22 protein-coding genes are annotated in these 22,291 nt (G+C 29.3%); 10 read left to right on the top strand and 12 right to left on the bottom strand.

Annotated features, from left to right (window positions below; all coding sequences use genetic code 11):
- Nucleotides 1–2: 2 nt before the first annotated feature.
- From LPB136_RS04975 to LPB136_RS04965, 3 genes are all read right to left on the bottom strand, one after another.
- On the bottom strand, nt 3–362 hold the full coding sequence (locus tag LPB136_RS04975; protein ID WP_072555072.1) for a four helix bundle protein: 360 nt from the start codon (nt 360–362) through the stop codon (nt 3–5).
- A 75-nt stretch (nt 363–437) separates the two neighbouring features.
- Nucleotides 438–1,892: a 23S rRNA (uracil(1939)-C(5))-methyltransferase RlmD gene (gene rlmD, locus LPB136_RS04970; RefSeq protein WP_072555071.1), complete on the bottom strand. Its 1,455-nt coding sequence runs from the start codon at nt 1,890–1,892 to the stop codon at nt 438–440.
- Nucleotides 1,893–2,230: 338 nt separating this feature from the next.
- Nucleotides 2,231–3,388, bottom strand: a complete 1,158-nt coding sequence (locus LPB136_RS04965; protein WP_072555070.1) for a mechanosensitive ion channel — start codon at nt 3,386–3,388, stop codon at nt 2,231–2,233.
- A 176-nt stretch (nt 3,389–3,564) separates the two neighbouring features.
- On the opposite strand from LPB136_RS04965, the gene rocD reads away from it, so the two are divergent.
- Nucleotides 3,565–4,803, top strand: a complete 1,239-nt coding sequence (gene rocD, locus LPB136_RS04960; protein ID WP_072555069.1) for an ornithine--oxo-acid transaminase — start codon at nt 3,565–3,567, stop codon at nt 4,801–4,803.
- Nucleotides 4,804–4,863: 60 nt separating this feature from the next.
- Here the strand turns inward: rocD and LPB136_RS04955 are convergent, their stop codons facing one another.
- Nucleotides 4,864–5,577 (bottom strand): RDD family protein, encoded by a 714-nt coding sequence (locus tag LPB136_RS04955; protein WP_072555068.1) that lies wholly within the window; start codon nt 5,575–5,577, stop codon nt 4,864–4,866.
- 77 nt (nt 5,578–5,654) lie between these two features.
- On the opposite strand from LPB136_RS04955, the gene LPB136_RS04950 reads away from it, so the two are divergent.
- The 6 genes from LPB136_RS04950 to LPB136_RS04925 are packed head-to-tail and all read left to right on the top strand — an operon-like array spanning nt 5,655 to nt 11,779.
- Nucleotides 5,655–6,623, top strand: a complete 969-nt coding sequence (locus LPB136_RS04950) for a stage II sporulation protein M (protein WP_072555067.1) — start codon at nt 5,655–5,657, stop codon at nt 6,621–6,623.
- Nucleotides 6,610–7,497 carry a hypothetical protein gene (locus tag LPB136_RS04945; protein ID WP_072555066.1) on the top strand — a complete coding sequence of 296 codons (888 nt, stop codon included), beginning with the start codon at nt 6,610–6,612 and terminating at the stop codon, nt 7,495–7,497. Before LPB136_RS04950 ends, LPB136_RS04945 begins: the two co-directional genes overlap by 14 nt.
- 2 nt (nt 7,498–7,499) lie before the next feature.
- A complete protein-coding gene (locus tag LPB136_RS04940) occupies nt 7,500–8,234 on the top strand; it encodes a DUF4129 domain-containing protein (RefSeq protein ID WP_072555065.1) in 735 nt (244 codons plus the stop codon).
- Nucleotides 8,227–9,423, top strand: coding sequence for a DUF4350 domain-containing protein (locus tag LPB136_RS04935; protein WP_072555064.1), 1,197 nt, complete (start codon nt 8,227–8,229; stop codon nt 9,421–9,423). The genes LPB136_RS04940 and LPB136_RS04935 overlap by 8 nt, the downstream gene beginning before the upstream one ends.
- Nucleotides 9,424–9,425: 2 nt before the next feature.
- Complete coding sequence (locus LPB136_RS04930) at nt 9,426–10,442, top strand: AAA family ATPase (RefSeq protein ID WP_072555063.1); 1,017 nt, start codon at nt 9,426–9,428, stop codon at nt 10,440–10,442.
- Nucleotides 10,443–10,447: 5 nt separating this feature from the next.
- Entirely contained in the window at nt 10,448–11,779 is a 1,332-nt protein-coding gene (locus tag LPB136_RS04925) for a DUF58 domain-containing protein (RefSeq protein WP_072555062.1), read from the top strand.
- Nucleotides 11,780–11,816: 37 nt separating this feature from the next.
- On the opposite strand, the gene LPB136_RS04920 is transcribed toward LPB136_RS04925, so the two are convergent.
- The 4 genes from LPB136_RS04920 to LPB136_RS04905 form a co-directional block, all read right to left on the bottom strand.
- Nucleotides 11,817–12,185, bottom strand: coding sequence for a CCC motif membrane protein (locus LPB136_RS04920; RefSeq protein ID WP_072555061.1), 369 nt, complete (start codon nt 12,183–12,185; stop codon nt 11,817–11,819).
- A 19-nt stretch (nt 12,186–12,204) separates the two neighbouring features.
- Complete coding sequence (locus LPB136_RS04915; protein WP_072555060.1) at nt 12,205–12,510, bottom strand: DUF2752 domain-containing protein; 306 nt, start codon at nt 12,508–12,510, stop codon at nt 12,205–12,207.
- Entirely contained in the window at nt 12,510–12,833 is a 324-nt protein-coding gene (locus LPB136_RS04910) for a YbaB/EbfC family nucleoid-associated protein (protein ID WP_072555059.1), read from the bottom strand. The genes LPB136_RS04915 and LPB136_RS04910 overlap by 1 nt, the downstream gene beginning before the upstream one ends.
- Nucleotides 12,834–12,954: 121 nt before the next feature.
- The gene (locus LPB136_RS04905; protein WP_072555058.1) at nt 12,955–15,585 is read right to left on the bottom strand and encodes an AsmA-like C-terminal region-containing protein; all 2,631 of its coding nucleotides are present in this window, start codon (nt 15,583–15,585) and stop codon (nt 12,955–12,957) included.
- Nucleotides 15,586–15,735: 150 nt separating this feature from the next.
- On the opposite strand from LPB136_RS04905, the gene LPB136_RS04900 reads away from it, so the two are divergent.
- Nucleotides 15,736–17,928: a S9 family peptidase gene (locus LPB136_RS04900; RefSeq protein WP_418361242.1), complete on the top strand. Its 2,193-nt coding sequence runs from the start codon at nt 15,736–15,738 to the stop codon at nt 17,926–17,928.
- Between the two features lie 97 nt (nt 17,929–18,025).
- On the top strand, nt 18,026–19,024 hold the full coding sequence (locus LPB136_RS04895) for a PLP-dependent cysteine synthase family protein (protein WP_072555057.1): 999 nt from the start codon (nt 18,026–18,028) through the stop codon (nt 19,022–19,024).
- A gap of 54 nt (nt 19,025–19,078) precedes the next feature.
- Here LPB136_RS04895 and LPB136_RS04890 read toward each other — a convergent pair whose 3' ends face one another.
- The 4 genes from LPB136_RS04890 to LPB136_RS04875 form a co-directional block, all read right to left on the bottom strand.
- The gene (locus tag LPB136_RS04890) at nt 19,079–19,945 is read right to left on the bottom strand and encodes a mechanosensitive ion channel family protein (protein ID WP_072555056.1); all 867 of its coding nucleotides are present in this window, start codon (nt 19,943–19,945) and stop codon (nt 19,079–19,081) included.
- Between the two features lie 14 nt (nt 19,946–19,959).
- Nucleotides 19,960–20,463 carry a Dps family protein gene (locus LPB136_RS04885; RefSeq protein ID WP_072555055.1) on the bottom strand — a complete coding sequence of 168 codons (504 nt, stop codon included), beginning with the start codon at nt 20,461–20,463 and terminating at the stop codon, nt 19,960–19,962.
- Between the two features lie 77 nt (nt 20,464–20,540).
- Complete coding sequence (locus tag LPB136_RS04880; protein ID WP_072555054.1) at nt 20,541–21,029, bottom strand: hypothetical protein; 489 nt, start codon at nt 21,027–21,029, stop codon at nt 20,541–20,543.
- A 256-nt stretch (nt 21,030–21,285) separates the two neighbouring features.
- On the bottom strand, nt 21,286–21,447 hold the full coding sequence (locus LPB136_RS04875; RefSeq protein WP_072555053.1) for a DUF1328 domain-containing protein: 162 nt from the start codon (nt 21,445–21,447) through the stop codon (nt 21,286–21,288).
- A gap of 209 nt (nt 21,448–21,656) precedes the next feature.
- On the opposite strand from LPB136_RS04875, the gene LPB136_RS04870 reads away from it, so the two are divergent.
- Nucleotides 21,657–22,289, top strand: coding sequence for an SOS response-associated peptidase family protein (locus LPB136_RS04870; RefSeq protein WP_072555052.1), 633 nt, complete (start codon nt 21,657–21,659; stop codon nt 22,287–22,289).
- Nucleotides 22,290–22,291 lie beyond the last annotated feature (2 nt).

The following is a 22,291-nucleotide window of genomic DNA, read 5'->3' as shown; positions in this document are numbered from 1 at the left end:
GTTTATTTGAGTTGAGAGTTTCGTAAAGCATTTAACATGTTGGTGATTTTCTCTAATTTTTCTCGCACTAAAATATAATCTTTTTCAGAAATAAAGTTTAATTCTTTAGAAATTATGAGTTGATTTAACACTTCCATTGCAGAACTAAAAGAAATTGTTGTAAAACGTGCTTTGTCTTTATTTGTTTTTCTTGATGTTCCTTCTGCTAAATTTGAAGCGATTGAAACGGATGCTCTTCTTAACTGAGAAATTAAACCAAATCTTTCTTCAGAAGGAAAATCTTTTGTTAATCTATAAATATCTTTTACAAGATTTTTTGATTCTTGCCAAACCGTCAATTTTTCAAATGAATATACTTTCATAATAGCTTATTTTTATACAAATAAACAAATAAACCCTAAAACAAACAGCAAGAGTAAGTAAACGAATAAACTTATTTACACCTTTTCAAACAAAACAACCGTTTCTATATGACTTGTATGCGGAAATTGATCTACCAAACTAATCTTTTTTAACTCGTAACCAGCTTCTCGTAACATTTCTGTATCACGTGCTTGTGTTGCAGGGTTACAAGAAACATACACCATTCTGTCTGCATTTAGGTTAATGATTTTCTTTAGCGTTTTTGGTGCAATTCCTGCTCTGGCTGGATCTAAAATTAGGGTTCTAATCTTATTTTGATATTGTGGATGTTCATTTAAAAACTTACCAACATCTGCAGCATAAAATTCTAAACCTTCAATATTATTACGTTTGGCATTTTTCTTAGCATCTTCAATTGCTGAAGCTACAATATCTACACCAACTATTTTTGCGTTTTCACTTTTTGAAGCTAATATTTGACCAATAGTTCCAGTTCCACAAAATAAATCCATAACAACAGTATTGTCAATTGCAGCTTTATTTTCTAAAGCATAATCGATAACTTTTGTATATAGTTTTTCGGCAGATTTTGGGTTTGTTTGAAAGAAGCTTTTCATGCTAATTTCAAAATTTAAACCTAACAATTCTTCTACAATTTTGTCTTTTCCGTAAACAAGATTTATACTTCCAGAAGTTGCAATGGTTCTATCGCCAACTTCATCGTTAATTGTGTGTAATAAACCTGCAATTCTGTCTCCAAAAATTCCTTTTAAAAAGGCTGCAAACTCATGTAAATCGAATTTGTCTAATTCTGGTGATGTGGTTACTAAATTGAATAAAAGTTCGTTTGTTTTGTATGATTTTCTAACTACAAAATATCTAAAGAATCCTTCTCTTTTTGGTCCGTGCCAAGGTGCTAAACCTGTATCTTGACAGTATTTTCTAATGTTTATTAAGTTGTCTTCAAACTCTTTGTCGAATAAACCAGAATCTTTATCAAGATTATCTCCCATCCACCAAACTCCACGACGTTTAAAACCTAAAGTAAATTCATCTACATCGGTTTTGTTTACTCTGTCGTAACCAATTGCAGAAAAACCATATTCCATTTTATTTCTGTAATGAAATACATTTGGTGAGGTTATAAACTCGTCAAAAACATCTTCAATATTTTCAACTTTTCCAATACGTTTAAAGAGTGAAAGTGTACTTTCTTTTTTATATTGATGTTGTAAATCTATCGGTAATTTAATATACGGAGCTCCAGGAATGTCTTGAAAAGGAACGTCGACTTCGTTTTCTGAATCTTCTAAAACATCAATTAATTTAGCTTCTGCGTACTTTTTACTCGATTTTTTAATCTGTGCTTTTACCAATTGTCCTGGTAATGTATTAGGAACGAAAACAACAAAGCTTCCTTCTTCAGATTTTATTCTTGCAATTCCTTTTCCGCCAAAGGCATAATCTTCAATTTTTAATTCTAAAATTTGATTTCTTTTTACAAACTTGTTTCGTTCTCTACGTGGCATTCTCTGTTGTTTATTGGATTTGCAAAATTAAGGAAAAGATATTGATTTTTTCACCACGGAATCACGGATTATTTTACCACATAGAAACATAGAACACATAGTTTTTTTGAGTGAGTGAATCTTTATGTTCTATGTTTCTATGTGGTTTGTTTTTTAAGTATGGAACCGCATTTGCGTTAGGGATTGAACGGCTTGTTTGAGCTCTTTTTTATTTTTCAAAAAAAGCGAGTAGTGAAAGCCCGACCTTTTTAGGTAACGCCCAAATTAAGATTGTTCTATTTTTCTGCATAAAAAAAGCACCTCAATTGAGATGCTTTTTAATGATATGATTTTAAAGTTTATTTTTTATTAAACTTATCTAAAATTTTTGTCATTTGTTTTCCTGCTGCTTCACGACCTCCTAAACCGAAAGCTAATACAACTGTTAAGGCAACTGCGCCTAAAGTGATACCAAATGCTAGGTTTATAATATCATCTGCAATACCCATTCTGCGTAAACCAATTGCTAAAAAGATTGCTAAAATTGCTACTTTTATAATGTTGGCTACAAATGGATTATCGTCTGATTTTAAGAAGTTTTTAGAGGCAACATTTGCAACCCAATTTCCTATTGCTAAGATTACTAAACCGAATAAGATATTACCACCTAATTCAATTACAGTATTCATCATTTCTGATAATTTTGTGAACTCTAATTTTTCTATTGCAGTAACTAAACCGAATAAAATAATAAAAGCATACACAATATTTGCTATTAAACGTTCTATGTTTGTTTTTCCTGTAACTGCTGTTAAACCAGATTTTTGCATTACTTGGTTTAAGTTTAAACTGTCTAATAAATCTTTTAATAGCTCGCTTAAGAAACGACCTCCAACTACAAAGATTATCATGATTATTGTTGCCACTAATACTTTAGGAATTGCACTAAAGAAGCTTTGTAACATTTCGCTTGCTGGCTCTGAAACTGAACTAATATTTAAAATGTTTAATGCTGATATTAATAAAGGAATAAAGATGAAAATAAATACTACTTTCTTTAATATATCTACTAAATCTATATTTTCTGGTAAGCGTAATTTTGGAGCAAATTTTTGAATTGTATCTCCAGATAAGCCAACTAATTCAGATACAATTGTTGCCAACATATAACCAATGTAAGCCACTAAACCTGCACCGATAATGTTTGGAATATAGCCTAAAAATCCATCAAGTAAACCTTTTACTGGTTCTAAAACACTTGTCATTCCTAGTTTGTTAAGCGCTAGCATAAACACAAAAATCATTACTAAGTAGTATAACAATTTTGCAATTACATCTGCAAAGTTTACTTTTTTACTGCTTAAAGAATCATCTACGCCCGATTTTTTAATAAGGTTTTTAACTACTTTTTTTAAGATTCCAGCTACAAACCATCCTATTATAATAATGGCTAATGCTGCAATTGGAGCTCCAAAAGAGCCTGTTAAATTGTTGTACGTTTCAATAACTTGGTTCATAATTTTTTTTGATTTTTTGATTCCTTTTTATGACACATTATTTTAAGAAAAGTCACTATTAATTTGTAATTTGCACCTTCGGGGATGATTTCTTTCCCACGCTGAATTTTCAGTTTTTACTGAAAGGATAAAGGTAGAACAGGAATGGTTTTTTTATTAATTAAATATTATTTAAAATGGCTATTTTAGACCAATTAACTTCGCAAAAAGCGATTGAATTAGAGAACAAATACGGAGCACATAACTATCATCCACTTCCTGTGGTTTTAAGCAAAGGAGAAGGAGTATATGTTTGGGATGTTGAAGGAAAAAGATATTACGATTTTCTTTCTGCATATTCTGCCGTAAACCAAGGACATTGCCATCCAAGAATTGTAGATGCAATGGTAAATCAAGCAAAAACATTAACCTTAACGTCTCGTGCATTTTATAATGACATGTTAGGTTCTTATGAAAAATATGCTACTGAACTTTTTGGTTTCGATAAATTATTACCAATGAATACTGGCGCAGAAGCCGTGGAAACTGCTTTAAAATTAGCTAGAAAATGGGCGTATGAAGTAAAAGGGATTGATGAAAATAAAGCAGAAATTATTGTTTGTGAAAATAACTTTCATGGAAGAACTACTACTATTATTTCATTCTCTAACGATCCAGTTGCAAGAAAAAACTTTGGACCTTATACTAAAGGGTTTTTAAAGATTGAATATGATAATTTACAAGAATTACAAGAAGCATTAGAAAGTAGTAACAATATTGCTGCATTTTTAGTAGAACCAATACAAGGTGAAGCGGGTGTTTATGTTCCTTCTGAAGGATATTTAGCTGCTGCTAAAAAAATGTGTGCAGATTATAATGTGCTTTTTATTGCTGATGAAGTACAAACCGGAATTGCAAGAACAGGTAAAATGTTAGCTGTAGATCATGAAAACGTAAAACCAGATGTTTTAATTTTAGGAAAAGCACTAAGCGGAGGCGCGTATCCTGTTTCTGCCGTGTTAGCAAATGATAACGTAATGAACGTTATTAAACCTGGAAATCATGGTTCTACTTTTGGAGGAAATCCTGTTGCAGCAGCAGTAGCAGTTGCAGCTTTAGAGGTTGTTAAAGATGAAAAATTAGCAGACAATGCAGAAGCTTTAGGGCAAATGTTTAGAGCAGAACTTGCTGAATTTGCTAAAGAAAACGAGCTTGTAAAATCTGTCAGAGGTAAAGGGTTATTAAATGCAATTTTAATAAATGATACTGAAGAAAGCTCAACAGCTTGGGATATTTGTATGAAATTACGCGATAACGGTTTATTAGCAAAGCCAACACATGGAAACATAATTCGTTTTGCGCCACCTTTGGTAATGAACAAAGAACAATTAATGGATTGTATTTCAATTATTAAGAAAACAATCTCTGAGTTTTAATCATTCTTATTTAAGAAAGTAAATAAACAAAAAAAGCGACCATTGGGTCGCTTTTTTTGTTTATTGTTGTGTGTAATAATTATAATCTTTAATAACCAATTCAACAAAATCCATTGGCTGCAAATCTGTTTTTATATTGGTAAGTTCTATAATTTTAACGTGTAGTTTTAGAATTATTTTATGATTTCTAGTTCGTTTAGATTTCCTGTACAATTGTTTTATGGTTTGCATATCACTATCAGAAAGCATAGTAACTTGTGGAAACGTTGGTTTGTAATCTATAGCAACATCTACACCTAAAGTATTTAAAGTAACTCGTTTTTTCTCACTAATAACAGTTGTTCCTCCTGCAATATCTCCTAAACGTTGTCCTTTTCCGTTTAATAAAATAGTTAATACAGCAACAGAACCACTTGCTAAGTTAAAATCGATTACACGCAACATCCAGCGTAAAAGATAGCTTCCAAAAGTAGGTTTAGTACCATCTAATTTTACAACTCTTAATTTGTTAATTATTTTTCCTGGAGTTTGTCCGTTTAGTAAAACTTCAAAAAGTAAACTGTAGAAGAAAATAGGTAAACCAAAAATGGTCCCAAATACATAAAGCGTAAATCCCTCATCAATATTTAACCAACCCATAACGAACATTAAAACGATAACATAAAGCACAATTATTAGCGTATCTAACAAATAAGAACCAATACGCGTAGTTATATGTGCTGCATTTTGTTGTAAAGTAATATTTTGAGCTGTTTCTATTTGAAAGTTATCCATTTTTTATCGTTATTTGTTGTCAAATAAGAATTGCGAATATAATAATTTCATTAATCTTTTTAGTCTTTAATTTATAAATGAGAGAAGCTTCTTTTGTATCAAAAAATAAAGAAAAGTGGCAGCTTTTTGATGACGTTTTGTCAAATAAAAAGCAGGTTTCTCCAGATCAATTATCGGATTTATATATTGAAGTTACAGACGATTTAAGCTACGCAAAAACATTTTATCCTGCTAGTAATACAGAAGCATACTTAAATTCTATTGCTTCAACTGCACATATTAAAATTTACAAAACAAAAAAAGAAGGGAAGAATAGATTTGTTCAATTTTTCTTAAAAGAGTTTCCGCTAGAATTTTATCAACATCAAAAACAACTACTAATTGCCTTTGTGGTTTTTGGTTTTTTTACATTAGTTGGTGCTTTTTCAGCTTCAAAAGATGCAGATTTTGTACGTTTAATTATGGGCGATGCTTATGTAAATATGACTTTGGAAAACATTGAAAACGGAGATCCAATGGCGGTTTATAAAAAAGCAAATGAAACCGAAATGTTTATTGGTATAACAATTAACAATATTCGTGTTGCTATGTATGCCTTTGTTTTTGGAATGTTGTTTTCTGTAGGAACTTTATATATAATGATGCAAAACGGAATAATGTTAGGCTCATTTCTGTACTTTTTCTATGATAAAGGCTTGTTTTGGGAATCTTCCAGAACCATTTGGATTCATGGAACTATAGAGATTTCAGTAATTGTAATTGCAGGTTGTGCAGGTTTGGTGTTGGGTAACGGTTTATTGTTTCCAAAAACATACTCGCGTTTAGAATCTTTTAAAAAGAGTATAAAAGCAGGTTTAAAAATTATGGTAAGTACAATTCCATTTTTTATAGTTGCCGGTTTTTTAGAAGGTTTTGTAACTAGACATACAGAAATGCCAGATTGGCTAGCAATTTTTATCATATTAATATCACTATCAACTATTATATTTTATTACATAATATACCCAATTCAACTAACTAAAAAAATGCAAAATGAGAAACAATAACGAGTACGTAGAGTTTAAAAAAGAGCGCGATTTAGGTGCAATAATTACAGATACATTCAAGTTTTTTAGACTAGAATGGAAACCGTTTTTTACAACAACATTTAAGATTGCTTTAATTCCAATCTTAATTGCTTTAGCGGGTATTTTATATTATTCTTATGAGCAATCTAATTTATTTTCGGATGTTGATTGGAGTAACCCTAATAATGCACAAACACAATATAGTGGTGCAGGAATGGTAATAGCAACTTTTGTAATGTTTTTCTCATACTTAATTGCTTATATAATGATAAACGTTGCTGCAATGTATTATATAAAATCTTATATAGACAATGAAGGAAAAACTAATTATGAAGAAATAAAACAGAACGTAAGTAACAATCTTTGGGCATTTGTAGGTTTAGGTTTTTTAGTTGGTATAATGGTTTTTGTAGGAATGCTTTTTTGTGTAATTCCAGGAATTTATGTTGCAATACCTTTAACATTAGCTTCTTCAATTTATGTTTTTAAAGGAAAAGAAGTAATGGATGCTATTAGTTATAGCTTTACTTTTATAAAAAATCATTGGTGGGAAACCTTTGGGGTTTTAATTGTAGTTGGTTTATTAATTGGCGTTTTAGGTAGTATTTTTTCTATACCTTCTATAATCTATATGCTTATTAAATCAATGTCTGGTATTGGAGAAAATGATCCAATGGCAATTATGAGTATTTTTTCTGATCCAATTTATTTGTTTTTAACAGTTGTTTCTTACGTTGGGCGATTTTTGTTTTACGCAGTAACATTAGTATCTACAGTGTTAATTTATTTCGATATAAACGAACAAAAATATGCATCAGGAACTATTGAACAAATTGATAGATTAGGAGAGTAATTTTGAAGCATTTTATAATTTTTATATCGTTTTTTATCTTTTCCTTCGGAAGTTTTGCGCAGCAAGATTTTGAAGGAATACAAATAGATAGTACCCAAGTTTCTCTAACGAAATTTGATGAGCAATCTATAGAGAAGTATAGAAATTCGGATGATTTTAATTATAACGTTCAAAAGAAAGAAGACAATATTTTAGATCGCCTTTGGAACTGGTTGGGTAGATTGGTTAAAAAAGGACTTTCTTGGATATTTGATGATATTTCTCCTGCTTTAGGTTTAATAAAAGACTTTTTATCAATATTACCTTATATTCTTTTAGCTGTTTTACTGTATTTTATTTTGAAGTTTTTCTTAAAAATTGATACCAATAATTTAAAAAATAAAAACGCTAAAATAGCAGCTATTCATATTACAGATGAAGAAGAGTTGATTAAAAATAGCGATTTACAAGAGCTTGTAAATCAGTCTGTAACTAATAAAAATTATCGTTTAGCGGTTCGTTATTACTATTTGTTAATTTTACAAAAATTAGCGGATAAAGAACTGATAATTTGGCAACAAGAGAAAACAAACGAAGATTATATTAAAGAGTTACAAGCAACTAAAGTGCATCATCAATTTACAGAAAGCACACGTTTATACGATTTTGTTTGGTATGGAAACTTTGATATTGATGAAACTGAATTTACCAAAGCAGCAAGCCTTTTTACGAACTTAAAAAGTAAAATAGGTGAATAAGAAAGTAAAAATATATATAGCACTTTTTATAGCAATTGTAGTCTTGTTAATCTATGCAGATGCAACAAAAGTAAAACCTATAAGTTGGTTTCCTTCTTATGTGGCAAAACACAAAATGCCCTACGGAACCTATGTTTTAAGAAAAGAATTACCAAGTTTTCTTTCCAATTCAACCATAAAAGACATTAATGCAGCTCCGTATGTTTTCTTACAAGATAGCACAGTAAACGGAACGTATTTCTTTGTAGATGGAGGAATTAATTTTGGAGAAGACGAGTTTAATGAACTTTTAAAATTCGTAGAAAGAGGTAATGATGTGTTTTTGTCTACAAATGGAAGTCAAATAGATACTTTAGGATTAAAAACCAGTTCGTTATCTACTTTAGAACTGAATGAAAAACACTATGTTTCTTTGTTAAACCCTGCTTTTTCGGATAAAAAATATAGTTTTGATAGACCAATGCCGCGTATTTATTTTGAAGAAATAGACACCATAAATACTACAGCTTTAGGTAAAATAACCATGTTTGATAAAGACAGTGTAGCTTTAAAAAGTGGCGTTAATTTTATAAAACATAAATTTGGGAAAGGTAATTTTTACATCAATACATTTCCGTTAGCTTTTACAAATTATAATATTTTGCATCAAAAAAATGATGCGTATGTTGCATCAGTATTATCGTATTTAGATCCAGAAAAACCAATACTTTGGGATGCATATTATAAAACAGGGAAAGATAAAATTACGTCACCATTAAATTATATTTTAAATTCTAAAAGTTTAAAATGGGCATATTATATTGCTCTAATTGGTGTGTTGTTTTTTGTGTTTTTCAAAGGAAAAAGAGAACAAAGAGACATACCAATTATAACACCGTTAAAAAACCAAACATTAGCATTTACAAGGACAATTAGTAATATGTATTATGAGAAATCTCAGCATCAAAAAATAGCCAATCAAAAAATTAATTATTTTTTAGTTTGGGTTAGAAGTAAAATGAATATTCCAACGGATGTGCTAAATCAATCGTTTTATAAACATTTAGCCTCAAGAAGTAATAATACTGAAGAAGACACTGAGAAAGTTTTCAAAAAAATAGCACAAATTCAACAATTAAATACGGTTTCAAAAGAACAATTAATTGCATTAAACAGCTTAATTGAAACCTATAAAAGTAAAACACAATAGCAATGGAAAATACTGAAAATCAGCAAAATGAAAATATTTTAGAAAATCAAAACGAATTTAAAAATCGTATTGATTTATCGAAGTTAAAAGAAGCAGTTTCTTCAATAAAAGCACAACTACAAAAAGTAATTGTTGGGCAAGAGGATTTTATGGAATTACTTTTAGTGTCTTTATTAGCAGACGGACATGTTTTAATTGAAGGTGTTCCTGGAGTTGCAAAAACAGTAACTGCAAAGTTGTTAGCAAAAACAATAAGTACGGATTTTAGTCGTATTCAATTTACGCCAGATTTAATGCCTTCGGATGTTTTAGGAACTTCAGTTTTAAACATGAAAACGTCTGATTTTGAGTTTAAAAAAGGACCTGTATTTTCAAATTTTGTTTTAATTGATGAAATAAACAGAGCGCCAGCCAAAACGCAATCTGCATTGTTTGAAGCGATGGAAGAACGCCAAGTAACTATAGACGGAACACAGTACAAAATGAGTCCGCCGTTTATGGTGTTGGCAACTCAAAATCCTATTGAGCAAGAAGGAACGTATGCATTGCCAGAAGCACAATTAGACCGTTTTTTATTCAAAATTAATGTTGGTTATCCAAATTTAGAAGAAGAGGTTAAAATTATTAGCAATCATAACGCTAGAAAAGGGCAGAAGCCACAAGAATTAATAACATCTGTACTTTCTGAAGCAGATTTGTTAACGTATAGAAATAACATTTTTGATATTCTTGTTGAAGAAAAAATTGTAAAATATATAGCAGAAGTTATAACAAATACACGTAATCATCCTCATTTGTATTTAGGTGGTTCTCCACGTGCAAGTATTGCGGTTTTAATGGCTTCAAAAGCATTTGCAGCAATTAACGGAAGAGATTTTGTAACTCCGGAAGATGTTAAAAAGAGTTTATATCCTGTTTTACGTCATCGTGTAATGCTAACTCCAGAGCGAGAAATGGAAGGTTTAACTGCCGATAAAGTTATAGAAATGATTGTTCAATCTGTTGAAGTTCCAAGATAATAGCTGTGAAGTTTTATAAATCCATATTTGTACACGATCAATTTTTCTATTACATCGCAGGCTTGTCTGCATTGTTTTTATTGTCTTATTGGTTGCCCTTTTTATACAGTCTTGCGTGGGTTTGTGTACTAATTTTTGGTGTGCTAACGTTGTTTGATTTCGTTTTACTTTTCAGGAATAAAACAGCGATTTCAGCAAAGAGAATTTTGTCAGAAAAGTTTTCAAATTCTGATGAGAATCCAGTTTCAATTCAAATCGATAATAAATATCCATTTCAGGTTTTTGTAAAAGTTATAGATGAATTACCTAGTCAGTTTCAAAAAAGAGATTTTAATCATTTTTCAACTATAAAATCTTCAGAAAACTATCAATTCGATTATCAAGTAACACCTGTTGAACGTGGCGAATACCACTTTGGTTTTGTACATGTTTTCGCATCTTCACAATTAAAAATTATTGCACGTAGGTTTAGTTTTGATAACCAACAAAAGGTTGCTGTGTATCCATCTTATATTCAAATGAAAAAATATGAGTTTTTGGCAATGAGCAATAGACTTACGGAATATGGCTTAAAAAAGATTAGAAGAATTGGGCACACTATGGAATTTGAACAAATTAAAAGTTACGTTCCTGGAGATGATGTTAGAACTATAAATTGGAAAGCTACCGCTAAAAAAGGCGCATTGATGGTGAACCAATATCAAGATGAAAAATCGCAACCAATATATTCTATTATAGATATGGGACGCGTTATGAAAATGCCTTTTGAGAATTTAAAATTAGTGGATTATGCAATTAATTCTACACTAGCTTTTTCAAATATAGCATTGTTGAAAAATGATAAAGCAGGAATGTTAACTTTTGCAAAAAAGGTAGAAAATATTGTTGCTGCAAGTAATAAGAAAACACATTTAACAACTATAAATGAAACGTTATATAACTTAAATACCAGTTTTTCTGATACTGATTTTAGCTTGTTATACGCAACCATTAAAAGAAAAATTAACCAGCGTAGTTTGTTAATTGTGTACACAAATTTTGAGCATATTTCTGCACTTAAACGTCAATTACTATATTTAAAAGCGATAAGTAAAAAGCATTTACTAATTACCGTATTTTTTGAAAATACAGAGTTAGATGAATTAATTGCAACAAATGCCGAAGATGTTCAAGGAATTTACCACAAAACAATAGGAGAAAAATTTGCCTACGAGAAAAAACGAATGGTAAAAGAACTAGAGAAAGCTGGAGTGCATGCAATACTTACAAAACCTAATAACTTATCTGTAAATGTTATTAATAAGTATTTAGAATTTAAAGCAAAAGGCTTGATATAAAAAAAGCGGTTATTTTAATAAATAACCGCTTTTTCTTTTATTGTAATTCTTGTATTCTTTGCTGAAGTAATTCAGGATCAGATAATGCATCCCAACCAATGTAAGCAACAATTCCTACGATATAAGCAATAAACAATACGTTTAAAACAATACCAACAATACATAAGATTTTACCTGTTTTAACATTAGAAAATCCTGTGTATTCTTCTGGCGAGGCAAGATATACTTGTTTCGCTTTTTTAGCTAAAACAAGACCAACTATACCTAGAATTAAACCAATAATACCATAACAGCAACAAGTTACAATAGATAATATTCCTAAGATTATTACTCCTGTAGCATTAGGTAGTTTTTGTTTTTCCATGTAATTGTAATCATTTGAATTTGATACGGTTGGTTTGTCCATTTTTGGTTGATTTTTTTTATTAAAGATTAAATATAAAGTTCATTTTTATAATATAACTGATAGAAATTATTAGCACATTAATAATAGCTAAAGTAAAAATAATTTTTGAAGCGTGTTTTAGTTTCAGTTTTTTGTTTATCAAAATAAAAGCAAACAAAAGAACTAAAGTAAAAATTGCAGGGTACAAGTAAAAAGCTTCTGTAAATTCTCCTTTTACAAGATGAACAACAGAACGTTGTATACCACATCCTGGACAATCTATCCCAAAGATTTTTTTATTTAAACAAGGTAATAAGTAGTCTTGTATGTTAAATTCTAAGAACATTATTTAAACATATCCATTCCAGGAATATTTGGCATTCCGCTTTTAGCAGCAACCGCCATTTCTTGTTCGTTAATTTCTCCTGCTCTTTTTAAAGCTTTGTTTAACGTTAAAACTAAATAATCTTCTAGTTCTTCTGCATCAGAAAGTAGTGAATTGTCGATGTTAATAGCTCTAATCTCTCTATTTGCAGTAACAGTAACTTTTATTTTTCCTTCGGAAGAAGATTCATCAATAAGTACATTGTTTAAACGTTGTTTTGTTTCTTCAACCTTTTTTTGAGCATCTTTCAGCTTGTCCATCATTCCAGATAAATCTCCAAACATTATTCTTTTGTTATAAATTATTAGGAAACAAACTTAGTGCTTTTCAAATTAATTTAAAATCAACTTAGCATAAAAAAAGGAGCGATTTGTTTCGCTCCTTTTAACAATTTTAGAATTACTATTATTTCTTTTTTGTTGTATCTTTTTTCTTCTTACTAAAAAAACCGCCCAAAATTCCTTTAATTTTATCTTTAGGAGTATTTGTTGTTTTGGTTGAATCTTTCTTAATAGTATCGTTTTTAGTGTTTCCTAAGCCTAATAAGTTTTTAATTTTATCTTTCCCTTTATCTTTTAAATCTTGTTTTTGTTTTTCTATTAATTGTGTTATTAAGTTAGAAGTGGCGTCTTTAATATTTGTTGAAAAACTAGGGCTTGTAAAATTTCCAGTTAAAATAGCTTTTATAGGTATGGTTTTAATGTCTGCTGTTTGTTTAGGAGATAATTTAGAAAGTAAATTGGTGGCTTCTGTTCCTAGGTATTTAACAGGAATATTAAAAGTAATGTCATAATTCATTGAATTATCAAAACCATGTTTACCGCCAACTTGCATTTCAATATCTTTATAATTAAGATTGAATGGTTTTACATTTACGTTACCATTTTCAAAAGTAAATAAGGCTTTAACATTATTAAGGTTTAGCTTGCTAACGTCTAAAAAATCTACTTTAGAACTCACCGATTTTAGTACAGTTGAATTGCTAGCTTTTAATTTAGTGTCAAGTAATTGACCCAATAAATTTCCAGAAATAGACTTTAAATCTGGCGTCATATCTTCATTTAAAAGACCAGATACTTTTATAGTAGAGTTTATTTTTCCTTCAATAGTTTTTGCAATTGGAGCAATGGCTTTTAACATGTCTAAGTTTCCAAAAGAGTCAGCAATATTTAACTCTTTTAAGTTTAAATTCATATTAAATTTAGATGCATCTCCTTTGGTAGAAACATTTCCGTTGAAACCAATATTTCCACCAAAAACATCTGTTTTTAAGTTTTGTAAGTCTACCGCTTCATCTTTAATAAATAGGTTTCCAGAAACATTAGACAAGTTAATATTGTCATAAACAACGGTTTTGGCTTTTGCATTTAATTTGATGTCTAAAAAAGAAGGGATTTTCAGTTTTGCTGTTTTGGTATCAGTTTCACCTTCGGTTTTTGTTTCAGTTGAAAGAAAATCTGCAACTTTTAAATTGTTAGAATTCAAGTCAAAATTTCCCTTTAAAACTTGGTCTTTAAATAAGAAACCATAAAAATTATCTAAATTTCCGTTTAAAGAAAGATCAGATGTTCCTGTTTTAGCTTTAAACTCATTCAATTTTATTGAATTTGTGTTGAAAGCAATAGCAGTTTTATCAATAAAGAAAGGTTTTGCAACATCTTTCCCTTCATATTTAAAGTTGTTTAAAGAAATTGTTCCTGCATTTTTTATTTGCTGATAATTCCCTTTTTCAACAGCATTCATATCAAAATTTGTAGTAACATCTGCTTTTAAAATTCCGGCTAATTCATTTTCTAATTTAACAGGATATACTTTGCTAATGTTCGCTATATTTATAACGCCGTTTGCTGTAATATTAACCTTTGGGTTTGTAGTAATATTACTAACATTTCCATTTGCAGAAAAGACATCTTCATCAATTTTAAAATTCAGTTTATTAACGTTTACATAGGTGTCTTTTAAATTCCCTGTTTTGTTAATTATTTTAGAATTGATGTTTATATTTTTAACCGATTTTGGTAAATCGGCATATTTAAACATAGCATTGTTAGATGAAAATGAAATATCTAACGTTGGAATTGTATTTTTAGAATAGGTTCCTTTTACAAGACCATTTAGGTCAAAATTCCCTTCGGTTTTAATCGATTTTAAATTACCAGAATACTGAGAAGGCAATAGAGCTAACGCATTTTTAAAGGATGAAGTTGGTGTTTTAAAACTAATATCGTACAATTGACCTTCTTCTACAAGTTGAATAAAACCATTGAATTCTAAAGGTAATTGGTTTATATAACCTGTGTTTTCTTTAAAAGTATATTTAGCGTTTTTTAGGTCAATTCCTATAACGGCATCCAAAGAAACGGCTACATTATTTATATAGTTAACCTTGTCTAAATTAAACGAAACTTTTGCAGTTGATTTTGTGTCTAAATCTAGAATATCATCAGCAAAATTTCCTTTTCCTGTATGGTAAATACTGTCTAATTGTAACTGTGTGTTAGTGCTTCTATCTAAATAATTAAACTGTAAATTATCTACTTTATAATCTTGAATATTAAATGAAAAAGAACTGTTGTTTTCTGCTGTGCTTTCTTGTGTTTCATTTTTTAAAGCAATGTAGTAATTTCCAAGACCTTCTTTATTTAAAATAATATTTACTTTTCCGTTAGCTGTAGCAATACTTTTTAAATCGATTGTTTCATCTGCATTTTTAAAAAGTTCAGTAATTTTCATATCTAAACTCAATGTTTTAGCTACGAATAACGTATCGCCAACAAAAGGTTCTTTGTTTACTACCGAAACATTATTAACGGTTAAACTCGCTAAAGGAAAGCTTTTTAGAAAGCTTAAATCGGCTTCGTTAAAAGTAACCGTTGCATTTATATTATTGTTAATGGTATTGGTTACCATTTGTACAATTTTATCTTTAAATACATACGGAATTGCAACTAACGCAATTAATACAATAAGAAGAATAGAAACACTCCATTTAAGTATTCTTTTAGTAAGTGATTTCTGTTGTTTTTCCTTTTTCATAAATCAAAATCTACATTTAAATTAAACATAGTACAAAGATACTTTTTTATAAAAAAGAACTTAGCTCATATAATGTTAAAAGTAGTTCATTTGAGTTATTCTAAGTTAAAATTTGTATTTTTAAAGATATTATAAACTAATCCAAAAGAAATGAAAAATCAACTGCTATTAGTTACAGTTTTTAGTCTTATTTTTGCTACCGCTTGTAAAAAAGAGCAAAAGAAAGAAATGAAAGACAATAACGCTACACCACCAGTTGCAGAAAAGCAACCCAAAGAATTAGAAATTCACGGAGACAAACGTACAGACAATTACTTTTGGATGCGTCTTTCTGAAGAACAAAAAAATGCAAAAGAGAAAGATGCTCAGACACAAAAAGTGTATGATTATCTAAATGAAGAAAATGCTTATTTTGATAAAGTAACTGCGTATACCAAAGATTTTCAAGAAACATTATTTCAAGAAATGAAAGGTAGAATTAAAGAAGACGATTCTTCTGTACCTTATAAAAATAGAGGTTATTACTACATTACGCGTTATGAAAAAGGGCAACAATATCCTATTTACGCTCGTAAAAAAGGAAATTTAGAAGCTACTGAAGAAATCATGTTTAATGTAAATGATGAAGCAAAAGGGCACGATTATTTTCAATTAGGTGGTTTAAGTGTTTCTCCAGATAACAAATTAGCTTCTTTTGCAGTAGATACAGTAAGTAGAAGGCAATATTTTATCAGAATTAAAAATTTAGAAACGGGTAAAATTTATAAAGATATTATAGAAAATACGACAGGAGGTTCTACTTGGGCAAATGATAATACAACATTGTTTTATGCTAAAAAAGATCCAATAACGTTGCGTAGTTCTAAAATTTATAAACACGTTTTAGGATCAGATTCTAAATTAGATGAGTTAGTTTTTGAGGAAAAAGACGAAACATATAACGCATTTGTTTACAAAACAAAATCAGATAAATATATAGTTATTGGTTCTTCTGCAACGGTTTCTACGGAATACCAAGTTTTAGATGCTGATAATCCTAATGGCGAATTAAAAATGATTCAAGCTCGTGAGCGCGATTTAGAATACGATATTGCACATTACGGAGATCATTTTTACATAAAAACCAATAAAGATGGCGCAACTAATTTTAAGTTGATGAAAACGCCAGTTGAAAAAACTTCAAAAGAAAACTGGGTAGATGTAATTCCGCATAGAGATGATACATTATTGGAAGACATTTCAATCTTTAAAGAATATTTAGTTTTAGAAGAAAGAAACGAAGGTTTAAATAAAGTTCGCATTAAACGTTGGGATAATAAAGCCGATTATTATTTACCGTTTGATGAAGAAACCTACGCAGCAGGTGTGTATGGAAACCCAGAATTTGATACCGATGTAATTAGATATTCATATACATCAATGACAACACCAAACTCGGTGGTAGATTTTAATATGAGCGATAAATCTAAAGACGTTAAAAAAGAACAAGAAGTACTTGGAGGTAAATTTAATAAAGCAAATTATATAAGCGAACGTGTTTGGGTAACAGCAAGAGACGGAAAAAAGGTTGCCGTTTCAATTGTACGCCATAAAGATACTAAATTAGGTAAAGACACACCATTATTACAGTATGCGTATGGATCTTATGGTTATACAATTCCAGATAGTTTTAGCACAACGCGTTTAAGTTTATTAGACAGAGGTTTTGTATATGCATTGGCGCACATTCGTGGAAGCCAGTACCTAGGAAGAGAATGGTACGAAGATGGTAAAATGCTGAACAAGAAAAATACGTTTACAGATTTTATTGATTGCTCAAAATATTTAATTGAAAATAACTATACTTCAGCTGAGCATTTATATGCAAGCGGAGGTTCAGCAGGAGGTTTATTAATGGGAGCAATTGTAAATATGAATCCAGAATTATACAATGGAATTATATCAGCTGTACCATTTGTAGATGTAATTTCTACCATGTTAGATGAAAGTATTCCGTTAACAACTGGAGAGTTTGATGAATGGGGAAATCCGAAGGATAAAGAATATTACGACTATATAAAATCATATTCACCATATGATCAAGTAAAAGCACAAACGTATCCAAATATGTTGGTAACAACAGGTTTACACGATAGTCAAGTACAATATTGGGAACCAGCAAAATGGGTGGCAAAATTGCGTGAGTTAAAAACTGACGATAATTTATTAATGATGCACACAAATATGGAAGCTGGTCATGGTGGCGCTTCTGGTAGATTTGATGCTTTAAAGGAAGTTGCAAGAGATTATACATTCTTTTTAGCACTAGAAAATAAGATTGATAAAGTAAAGGTGAAGCTGTAGTTTTATAATTCTATAAGAAAACGTACTTTTGCAGTCGATTGAAAGAACCTCATAGCATTCAGTCTATGAGGTTTTTTTATGAATACTAATAACAGAAATGACTAGAAATCAAAACGTTTACAATAATATTATAGAGTTAATTGGTCAAACACCATTAGTTAAATTAAATAGAGTTACTACAGATTTAGAAGGTGTTTTTTACGCAAAATTAGAATCTTTTAATCCTGGTCAATCAGCAAAAGATAGAATTGCATTACATATTATTGAAAATGCTGAGAAGAAAGGAATTCTAAAACCAGGCGATACTATTGTAGAAACAACTTCAGGAAATACAGGTTTCTCAATTGCAATGATAGCTCTAGTAAAAGGATATAAATGTATTTTAGCAGTAAGCGATAAATCTTCACAAAATAAAATTGACGTTTTAAAAACAATGGGAGCAAACGTACATGTTTGTCCTGCCAATGTACCTGCAAAAGACCCTCGTTCTTATTACGAAACAGCAAAAAGAATTCATAGAGAAACACCAAATTCAATTTATATAAATCAATATTTTAATGAATTGAATATTGAAGCGCATTATAGATCTACTGGTCCAGAAATTTGGGAGCAAACCAACGGAAAAGTAACGCATGTAGTTGTAGCAAGTGGAACAGGAGGAACCATTTCAGGAACTGGTAAATTTTTAAAAGAACAAAATTCTACTATAAAAGTATTAGGAGTAGATGCTGTTGGTTCTGTATTGAAGAAATACCATGAAACTTGCAAGTTTGATGAAAATGAAATAAAACCTTATAAGATTGAAGGTTTAGGTAAAAACTTAATTCCGTCTGCTACAGATTTTGATGTAATTGATGTATATGAAAAAGTAACTGATAAAGAAGCTGCTTTATCATCTAGAGCCTTAGTGCAAGAAGAAGGTTTACTTTGTGGTTACACCTCAGGTGCTGTAATACAAGCAACCAAACAATACGCAGAAAAAGGAATGTTTTCTAAAGATAGCGTAGTTGTAGTAATTCTTCCAGATCATGGAATAAGATATATGGATAAAATATATTCGGATTCTTGGATGCGTGAAAATGGATTTATGAAATAAAAAAAGCACATTTAAAATGTGCTTTTTTTAGTATCAATTTTTGTAATTTTAGTATTATTTAGAAACATCCAATGTATTATCAAATTGAAGTGTTCTAATAGGAAATGGAATATTGATTCCTGCTTTATCAAAAGCTTTTTTAATTTCTTTTATTGCATTGTTTTTAGCTATCAATTTTTCTAATGAGTTTTCTGCATCAATCCAAAATCTACATAAAAAATTTATAGAACTACCACCAAATTCGGTATAATAAAATTCTACGTTTTCATTGCTTAAAACCTGGTCAAAGGCTTTAGCAATAGTTTCTTTTGTTAATGCTTCAACTTTATCTAAATCAGATTCGTAACCAACACCACATTCTAACCTTACTCGCATTCTTGTCGTAAGAGAATAGTTTTTTAAAGGGCTTTCTAAAACATCTTTATTGGGGATAATTACAATGTTATTATCGGCTTCTTTTAATACAAACTCTTTTAAATTTATATCTATAACTTCACCGGAAAATCCATTAGTTTCTACCCAGTTTCCAATTTTAATACGTTCTCTAAAAGATAAAACAATACCAGAAATAGTATTAGATAATGTTCCTTGTAAAGATAAACCAATAACTGCACCAGCAATACCCGCTGTAGTTAATAAAGAGGTAAGTGCTTCGTCTAAATTTAAAATATTTAATGCAATAAATAAACCAGCCAATATTATTATTACAGAAATAATTTTACTAATAACACCACTAACGGCTTTCTTTTTTACTTTTTTTGAAACAATTTTTTCAATTAGTATACTCACTTTTTGAGATATAAAAAAAGATATTGTTAAAACTAATATGGCTACAATAATATTAGGAAGGTTACTTAATAAAGAGTTCCACCAGTTGTCTATTGTATTTGTTGCTTTGTTTATTGCTTTTTCTGCTTGCATTATTTTTTCTGTTTTTATGATAATATTATTTCGTTTTTAAATTGTTCTACAGTATTTTTAGACCATGCGTTTAGCATCCAACTAGTTTTTTCTAACTGACCAATGTAACCGCCTATTATATCTATTGTTCCTTCATCTTTTGCATCTTCAGCTTTTTTTATGACATTATTCATTTGAATTAATAATGTTTTATGGTCTTCCAATAATGTATTAACCATGTCTCTATCTGTTTTAAAAGGTGTTTCTTCTGATATTGAAGAAATTTTTAAATACTTACTATATCTACTTATAGGATGATATTGTAATGTAACTATTCTTTCAGCTATTTCATCTATTTTGGCTCTTGCATCTATGTACATTTCTTCAAATTTTTCATGTAATTCAAAGAAGTTTTTCCCTGTGATATTCCAATGGAAGTTTCTCAATTTCTGATAGTAAATGTGATAATCTGCTAATAATTGATTTAATTCCTTAGCTACAGGTAATATTTTTTCTGTTTGTATGTTTAAGTAATTCATTGTTTTTAACTTTAAGTTAGCTTTTATAAAAAAGGATGGTAAGAAACCATCCTTTAGGATATGTAGTATTTAAATTATTAAAATGCTTCTAAATTCAATTTATAATCATCATAATAAGAAGCGATAAATTCTCCTTCTTGATTAAAATATCCAGAACCGGTATAATTTTTATCTTCTGATTCATCAGTATCTGAACTGTGGATTATTTTGGTTAAATTAATAGTAGAGTCTTTTGCTAAAGCTGTTCCTGCAGGTAAAGAATAACTTACTTTTACGGCTCTGTCATAATAAGCATCTTCATCTTCGTTAATCATAACAATTTTAGTAACACTAATTGGTGTTTCAATTCTTTGTTGATTTAACATGTGTTTTTGATTTGGATTAAGTCTTACTTCTGTTTCTTTTAATGTAATTATTTTTACATCTTTTTCAACAGATTTTCCATCTTCGATAGCCACAAGAGTTACATTTTTTGTTTTTTCTATTAAATCTACTTGCACTACATTTTCTTGTGCAAATAAAATTCCGGTTGATAATAATGTTAAGGTTAAAATGAAATTTTTCATAATATATATGTTTTTAATTTTTAAGTAATTTATTTTTTTGATGCTTACTACTTTACATCTTTTAAGTTGGTTGTTAAACAACTACACTACAAATGTATGGAGTAGATAGAGTCTACATTTGCTCATTTGAATTCGTTCTTTGCTCATTTCGTAAAAAATTAACTTTTCAAGGTGTTTATGTTAAATTATGTTCAATAAAAACAAAAGAAGAATGATTAAAAATCATTCTTCTTAATAATATTTTGAAATCTATAATTTAAATTGCTTTTTTTCCTCTTAATAATGATATTATAAATAATACAATAAAGATGAAAAATAGAATCTTTGCAATTCCTGTTGCTGTTCCTGCAATTCCCGAGAATCCTAAAATTCCTGCAACAATTGCTATAATAATAAATGTGATTGACCAACGTAACATAATATAAGTTTTAAGGTTAATATTAATTGTGTGTACAGTTTTTGCACACAGCAAAGTTATGTTGAAAGAATACTGTTGTTTTGCTCTAATACGTTAATTATTAACTCATCTGCTAAAGGCGTTTTTTTTAAATGAGCAAATTTTATATTGATATGCGTTAAAAAAAAGAGTGTAGTAAAATTATTTTTGTTCTTAATAAATAGAAGAAAATGAATTATAAATTATCTAACATAGCAAGTAGAACTACTATAGAGGATTTTGCTAAAATAAAATTTAAGCATCCATATCTTTATAAACCTAAATTAAAAATTGATGGATTAAAAGAGCAAAATGTTTCTATTATTACTATGGATAATCCAATTGAGATTAACTATGGGATTTGGGGTATTTTACCTCAAAATTTTGAAGGTAGCTGGAAAAATTTTCAAAAACTAAAAAGAACACTACACACAAGAGTTGAAGATATATTTAACAATGTATTATTTACAAAATCTTTAAAAAATAGAAGGTGTTTAGTTTTAGCAACCGGCTTTTATGCTCACAAATTAGAGACAAATACAGTACAAAATTATTTAGTTGAAAAAAAGAATAGAGAACCTTTTTATTTGGCAGGTATATACAACACTACGGAAGATGGTTTTACAACATGTTCTATAATTAACACAGACGCAAATAAGAAATTAAACTCAATAAATAATATATATGATGTAATGCCATTACAAATACCAGGTATTTTTAAAAATAAATGGTTGAATAAAAAAACAAGTTTAGAGGAAATTAAATATTTAATTTCAAAACCCTATAGAACTAAATTTAATATTCAAAAAATAGTATCAAATTAAGG

The sequence above is a fragment of the Tenacibaculum todarodis genome, from assembly GCF_001889045.1.
In the GTDB taxonomy this organism is placed as follows: Bacteria; Bacteroidota; Bacteroidia; order Flavobacteriales; family Flavobacteriaceae; genus Polaribacter; species Polaribacter todarodis.
Note: the sequence above shows the minus strand (reverse complement) of the source record. Positions and strands in the feature narration are given on the sequence as shown.

What these genes read in the sequence shown, in the direction of transcription:
- LPB136_RS04955 (WP_072555068.1), bottom strand. Translation starts at nt 5,577, where the DNA reads ATGGATAACTTTCAAATAGAAACAGCTCAAAATATTACTTTACAACAA.
- LPB136_RS04895 (WP_072555057.1), top strand. Translation starts at nt 18,026, where the DNA reads ATGACTAGAAATCAAAACGTTTACAATAATATTATAGAGTTAATTGGT.
- rocD (WP_072555069.1), top strand. Translation starts at nt 3,565, where the DNA reads ATGGCTATTTTAGACCAATTAACTTCGCAAAAAGCGATTGAATTAGAG.
- LPB136_RS04905 (WP_072555058.1), bottom strand. Translation starts at nt 15,585, where the DNA reads ATGAAAAAGGAAAAACAACAGAAATCACTTACTAAAAGAATACTTAAA.
- rlmD (WP_072555071.1), bottom strand. Translation starts at nt 1,892, where the DNA reads ATGCCACGTAGAGAACGAAACAAGTTTGTAAAAAGAAATCAAATTTTA.
- LPB136_RS04885 (WP_072555055.1), bottom strand. Translation starts at nt 20,463, where the DNA reads ATGAATTACTTAAACATACAAACAGAAAAAATATTACCTGTAGCTAAG.
- LPB136_RS04950 (WP_072555067.1), top strand. Translation starts at nt 5,655, where the DNA reads ATGAGAGAAGCTTCTTTTGTATCAAAAAATAAAGAAAAGTGGCAGCTT.
- LPB136_RS04910 (WP_072555059.1), bottom strand. Translation starts at nt 12,833, where the DNA reads ATGTTTGGAGATTTATCTGGAATGATGGACAAGCTGAAAGATGCTCAA.
- LPB136_RS04930 (WP_072555063.1), top strand. Translation starts at nt 9,426, where the DNA reads ATGGAAAATACTGAAAATCAGCAAAATGAAAATATTTTAGAAAATCAA.
- LPB136_RS04945 (WP_072555066.1), top strand. Translation starts at nt 6,610, where the DNA reads ATGAGAAACAATAACGAGTACGTAGAGTTTAAAAAAGAGCGCGATTTA.
- LPB136_RS04875 (WP_072555053.1), bottom strand. Translation starts at nt 21,447, where the DNA reads ATGTTACGTTGGTCAATCACATTTATTATTATAGCAATTGTTGCAGGA.
- LPB136_RS04920 (WP_072555061.1), bottom strand. Translation starts at nt 12,185, where the DNA reads ATGGACAAACCAACCGTATCAAATTCAAATGATTACAATTACATGGAA.
- LPB136_RS04900 (WP_418361242.1), top strand. Translation starts at nt 15,736, where the DNA reads ATGAAAAATCAACTGCTATTAGTTACAGTTTTTAGTCTTATTTTTGCT.
- LPB136_RS04915 (WP_072555060.1), bottom strand. Translation starts at nt 12,510, where the DNA reads ATGTTCTTAGAATTTAACATACAAGACTACTTATTACCTTGTTTAAAT.
- LPB136_RS04965 (WP_072555070.1), bottom strand. Translation starts at nt 3,388, where the DNA reads ATGAACCAAGTTATTGAAACGTACAACAATTTAACAGGCTCTTTTGGA.
- LPB136_RS04880 (WP_072555054.1), bottom strand. Translation starts at nt 21,029, where the DNA reads ATGAAAAATTTCATTTTAACCTTAACATTATTATCAACCGGAATTTTA.
- LPB136_RS04870 (WP_072555052.1), top strand. Translation starts at nt 21,657, where the DNA reads ATGAATTATAAATTATCTAACATAGCAAGTAGAACTACTATAGAGGAT.
- LPB136_RS04890 (WP_072555056.1), bottom strand. Translation starts at nt 19,945, where the DNA reads ATGCAAGCAGAAAAAGCAATAAACAAAGCAACAAATACAATAGACAAC.
- LPB136_RS04975 (WP_072555072.1), bottom strand. Translation starts at nt 362, where the DNA reads ATGAAAGTATATTCATTTGAAAAATTGACGGTTTGGCAAGAATCAAAA.